Origin of the sequence: Acinetobacter albensis, assembly GCF_900095025.1 — a bacterium.
Taxonomy (GTDB): Bacteria; Pseudomonadota; Gammaproteobacteria; order Pseudomonadales; family Moraxellaceae; genus Acinetobacter; species Acinetobacter albensis.
On sequence record NZ_FMBK01000025.1, the window covers coordinates 1 to 5416 of the forward strand.

Genomic DNA, 5416 nt, shown 5'->3' on the forward strand with positions numbered 1-5416 from the left:
TGTCCTGCGGTACCGAAACCACCAATCATGATGGTGGAGCCGTCTTTGATTTGGGAGAGGGCTTCACGTAATGAAGCAGTGCTTTTATCTATCATAATGTTTCCTAGACAGTGATTGGCTCATTAATTTTTGGAACTTTGACTTGAGGATGGATTGGGCGTGTTAGATTCACGTTTAGTGAGAACTAAATGTGCAATTACACCAATACAAATACCCCAAAATACGGAACTGAGCCCTAAAAACTGCATACCTGAAGCCGTAGCTAGGAAGGTAATTAGAGCTGCTTCGCGATGAGATTCATTTTTCATCGCGACTGAAATGTTGGTGGCGATAGCGCCTAATAAAGCAAGACCTGCTAAGGCTGCAATCAACTCTTTAGGCAATAAGCTAAACAGCATGACGATACTGCCTGCAAATAAACCGCCTAAAATATAAAAAATACCGTTGGCAATACCGGCGATATAGCGTTTTTCTTTCAGTTCATGCGCATCTTTACCCATGCATAACGCAGCAGTAATTGAGGCCAGAACAATGGTAATACCACCGACACATGCCACTGCTAAAGAAGCAATACTGGTGGCAGTAATAATTGGTTTTGCCGGTGTGTCATAACCACTGAGTTTCATGATGGCCATGCCCGGCAAGAATTGACCTGATAAGCTAACTAAAATGAGGGGAATAGCCAAATTCAAGGTTGAATTCCAGGTCCATTCGGGGGCAATAAATTGTGGGATAGCAAGAGCAAAATTTACATTTACAGGATTCATTTGACCTAAAAATAAACTGAGCAATACGCCAGAAACCAGTACCCATACCATGGCATAACGTGGTGTAAAACGTTTAGCCACCAAAAATACCAGCAACATCCCAAAAACAATCACCGGCATAGTATCTGTTGCCGTAAAAAGTCCTAAACCAAACTGAAAAAGGATTCCGGCCATCATGCCAGCTGCGACATCTTGGGGAATCCATTTTAAAAGTTTATCGAAATAGCCTGTAATGCCAATCAAAAAAATGACCACAGCAGAAGTGATATAGGCTGCTACAGCTTCATTTAAAGAAATATTTGGAAATAAAGTGACCAATAAGGCAGTTCCAGGCGCCGACCAAGCAGTAATGACTGGAACTTTATACTTGATGGAGAGAAAAATCCCTGCAATTGCGGCACCAATTGAAATTCCCCATATCCATGAAATCATCATGGTATTGGAAACTTGCGCTTTTTGTGCCGCTTGGAAAAAAATAATGAGTGGGCCAGAATAAGAAATCAGCACCGCCAAAAATCCTGCGACAGTTGCTGAAATGGACCAATCATTTTTTAACGTTTTGAACAGGGTTACCATTGCGCTATTGCCTCCATGCGTAGAATTCAATGATCCTGTTAATCTAAAGAGCGGTCAGGTTTAACCCTGATCACCACCACCTACAGGTACAACTGTTCCTGTGATATATGAGGAGTCATCAGAAGCAAGAAATACAATCGCATTGACTTGTTCTTGAATCGTACCGTAACGGCCGAGGAACGTGCGGTCAATGGTTTGATTTACCACTTCTTGCATCCAATTTTTTTCATTTTCAGTAAGAGGATTGGCATTACGTGGAACTTTACGTGGTGGCGCTTCGGTTCCACCTGTCGCGACTGCGTTAACACGAATACCATCTTGTGCATGTTCAAAGGCAAGGGCAGCAGTCAGACCGTTTACCCCGCCTTTAGAAGCTGAATAAGGAACGCGATTGATGCCACGAGTTGCAATAGACGATACATTTACAATCGTACCTTTTTGATTTTTAATCATTTCAGGTAAAACTGCGCGGCAGCACCACATGGTTGGAAACAATGAACGATTTACTTCCTTGATAATTTCCTGTTCAGAAAATTCTTGGAATGGTTTCATCCAAATTGCACCACCCACATTGTTAATCAGCACATCGACACGGCCGTAAGTTGCAATGGCTTTTTCAACGACTGATTGTGCGCCTGCAAAGGTTTCTAGGTCAGCATTAATCGTAACTGCATCACCACCAGCGGTTTTAATTTCAGTCAGTACTTCAGCTACATATTCGGACAAATCTGCCATGATGACTTGAGCACCTTCCGATGCCACTTGAAGTGCAACACCGCGACCGATGCCTTGAGCGGCACCCGTCACAATCACGACTTTATTTTTAAATCTTTGACGATCAGACATTTGAATAATTCCCTTAATTTAGTTAGCAGAGAATTTTTCAAACAAGAAGCTTGCAGGTTTAATGCCTTCTGCATCTAACCAACCACGTACAGCTTCAACCATCAATACTGGACCACACAGATAGATGTCTACATCACCTGCATTTAACCAGTCATTGTCAACATGACCTGTTACATAACCTTTGCGTTCATGTGCAGATTCTGGACTAGCAACCACGGTACGGTATTCAAACCAAGAGAATTTTTCTTGTAGTTCGTTTAACTTTTCAATCGCAATCAAGTCAAAATCATTGGTTACACCAAAGACTAAACGTACTGGATGATCTGAACCTTTCTCTTCTAGTACTTGTAGCATAGACATAAATGGTGCAATACCTGTACCACCAGCCAACATAAGAACTGGACGATTTACAGGGCGTAAATAGAAGCTACCAAATGGACCTGCGAACGTCATTTTATCGCCGGCTTTAGCAGTCGCGCTCAAAAACTCACTCATTTTACCGTTTGGCACGTTACGTACCACAAAGCTGGTTAAACGATTACCGGGTTTTGAACTGAATGAATAAGAACGTGTTTCAGTTGTTCCTGGTAGTCCAACATTGACATATTGGCCCGCGAGGAAATGAATATTAGGTTGACCTTCATCCAGTTGAATATCAAAAGTGATAGTCGAATCTGATAATTTTTCAACATGTTCAAGTGTGCCTTGGAACTGATGAATTTCTGTTTTACACACTTCAGATGACGCTTGAATTTGGAAAACTGCATCAGAAGTCGGGCGGCATTGGCACGCTAAAATATAACCTTCCGCAGCTTCTTCTGGTGTTAACGCATCTTCAATATACATTTCTTCAGGCATGTCAAACGAACCTGATTCACAGTATGCACGACACGTTCCGCAAGCTCCATCACGACAGTCCAAAGGAATATTGATTTTTTGACGGTATGCAGCGTCAGATAAAGTTTCGCCTTGAATGACGCTGATAAAACGTGTTACGCCATCTTCAAATTGAAGTGCAACATTTAGGTTTGACATGGCTAAAGTCCTATAAATATTTAAAACTGGTGTTATTCTTCAGCCAATTTTCCATTTGGCTGAAGAAGTTCTGTGTTATTACAAGTGATAAATATCAATAACTTGATTGATATAATCATTTTTGAGTACCACATATTTATTCAAGATTTTTGGCTCTGGACCAGAAAAATCGATGATATAACGTGACATACCAAAGTAGCTGTAGTTGGTTTTATAACGGAAACTTAAAGTATTCCAGTTGAAACGAACTGTGACTAAATCACCATTTTGTTCCACAATTTCGATATTACTTAAGTTGTGGGTGGTGCGCGTATCTGGCATGGTTGCTGAAGAACGTTCCGTTTTAATACGGAACACACGGTCTTCTAAACCTTGACGATCTGGATAGTAAATCAACGAAATTTCAGACTGTGGATCTTCTGTTAATTTGTCATAGTCATCCCATGACGGCATCCAGAATTCTGCTGAAGGTGCGTAGCACTGTACCCAATCATCCCATTGTTCATCATCAAGAAAACGAGCTTCTTTATAGAGAAATTGAGCAATATTTTCTAAAGTTATTGCGCTCATGCGTTTTCTCCTTCAGTTGCAACAAGTTCTTTTTCAGCAACAATGGCTTTTTTCATTTCTTTCAGCCAATAAGCATGCTGAGCTAGATATAAACCTTCATCTTCTGTTTTAATACAGCTAATTGCAGGGTTTAAGCCAATTTCATTGGCAGCTTCATCTGGGCCTTGAATCCAATGCTTAGAACCACGACACATGTCATTCCATTCAAGCGCAATACCCGCATAACCTGCTTGGCAAGCACGGAACTCTTCTAAGTCATCTGGCGTTGCCATACCTGAAGCATTAAAGAAATCTTCATATTGACGAATACGGCGGCTGCGTGCTTCTTTGTCTTCACCGACTGGTGCAATACAGTAAATAGTCACTTCTGACTTATCGACTGAAATAGGGCGAACCACCCGAATTTGCGAACCGAATTGATCCATAAAGTAAACATTTGGATATAGGCACAAATTACGTGAACGCTCGATCATCCATTTAGACATCGGCGCACCGAATTTTTCGGTATATTCTTCGGCTTTAGGGAAGTTTGGACGGTCTTCTGGGTTTGCCCATTGTGTCCAAAGCAACATATGACCATTTTCAAAGCCGTATGAACCACCGCCTTGTTTACCCCAAGAACCCGCACTCATCGCACGAATGTTATCTTCTGCTTGAGCTTCTTTACGGTGTTGAGTCGTTGCAGCATAGTTCCAGTGAACAGCAGAAACATGGTAACCATCAGCACCATTTTCAGCCGTGAGTTTCCAGTTTCCATCAAAAGTATATGATGATGTACCACGTAAAACTTCTAGACCTTGATCTGACTGATCTACAATCATGTCGATGATTTTGGTCGTTTCACCCAAGAATTCTTCTAATGAAGGCACATCTGGGTTTAAGCTACCAAATAGGAAACCTTTGTAGCTTTCAAAACGAGCCACTTTTTTAAGATCGTGGGAACCGTCTTTGTTAAAACAATCTGAATATCCAGCTTCAGCAGGGTCTTTGACTTTCAATAATTTACCAGAATTATTAAAGGTCCAACCATGGAATGGGCAAGTATACGTTGCTTTGTTACCACGTTTATGACGGCAAAGTTGTGCGCCACGATGTGAACATGCATTGATCATTGCATTGAGTTCACCCGCACGATTTCGTGCAATCACAACAGGCTGGCGACCCATATAAGTGGTGTAGTAATCATTGTTGTTTGGAATTTGGCTTTCATGTGCCAAGTAGACCCAGTTGCCTTCAAAGATATATTTCATCTCTAAGTCAAAGAGGGATTGATCTGTAAATACAGAGCGATGAAGTTTAAATTCACCAGTCTCGAAGTCATCAACTAAAAGTTCATCAATGCGATCAAGGTGGCTAGTATTAATTACTGGAATACGAGGCATGTCCGTTCTCCGACTTTCCAAATTTTGGGAAAGTCACCCAGATGTCATTAAATTGACATCTGGGTGACCTATCATAAGTGTATTAAGCGCTTACGCGACGACGTTCAACTTCAGAGGTAGGTGCAGCATCGACTTCTTTATTCAATTCAACATTGAACTGAATATGTTTGAATGGTTTGTCTAAACCACGACGTGCGATCTCAGCTTCATCCGTAACATCTTCAGCTGTAGCCACTAAAC

The 5416-nt window shown here is 41.4% G+C and carries 6 protein-coding genes and 1 pseudogene; all 7 read right to left on the reverse strand.

The genetic code is table 11. The features are described 5' to 3' along the window. On the reverse strand, positions 1 to 95 hold a 95-nt coding region (locus GA0116959_RS14215), incomplete at its 3' end, for a CoA-transferase (RefSeq protein WP_280513252.1). 27 nt (positions 96 to 122) lie between these two features. Further along, positions 123 to 1343 (reverse strand): benzoate/H(+) symporter BenE, encoded by a 1221-nt coding sequence (gene benE / locus GA0116959_RS14085; RefSeq protein WP_092721201.1) that lies wholly within the window; start codon positions 1341 to 1343, stop codon positions 123 to 125. A 60-nt stretch (positions 1344 to 1403) separates the two neighbouring features. Then, positions 1404 to 2189: a benzoate diol dehydrogenase BenD gene (gene benD / locus GA0116959_RS14090; protein ID WP_092721202.1), complete on the reverse strand. Its 786-nt coding sequence runs from the start codon at positions 2187 to 2189 to the stop codon at positions 1404 to 1406. Positions 2190 to 2207: 18 nt separating this feature from the next. Next, entirely contained in the window at positions 2208 to 3224 is a 1017-nt protein-coding gene (gene benC / locus GA0116959_RS14095) for a benzoate 1,2-dioxygenase electron transfer component BenC (RefSeq protein ID WP_092721203.1), read from the reverse strand. 78 nt (positions 3225 to 3302) lie between these two features. Next, positions 3303 to 3794: a benzoate 1,2-dioxygenase small subunit gene (gene benB, locus GA0116959_RS14100; RefSeq protein WP_053577886.1), complete on the reverse strand. Its 492-nt coding sequence runs from the start codon at positions 3792 to 3794 to the stop codon at positions 3303 to 3305. Further along, positions 3791 to 5176: a benzoate 1,2-dioxygenase large subunit gene (gene benA / locus GA0116959_RS14105; RefSeq protein WP_053577887.1), complete on the reverse strand. Its 1386-nt coding sequence runs from the start codon at positions 5174 to 5176 to the stop codon at positions 3791 to 3793. The genes benB and benA overlap by 4 nt, the downstream gene beginning before the upstream one ends. A gap of 82 nt (positions 5177 to 5258) precedes the next feature. Further along, positions 5259 to 5416 (reverse strand): annotated as a pseudogene (locus GA0116959_RS14220) (catechol 1,2-dioxygenase); the annotation flags it as partial.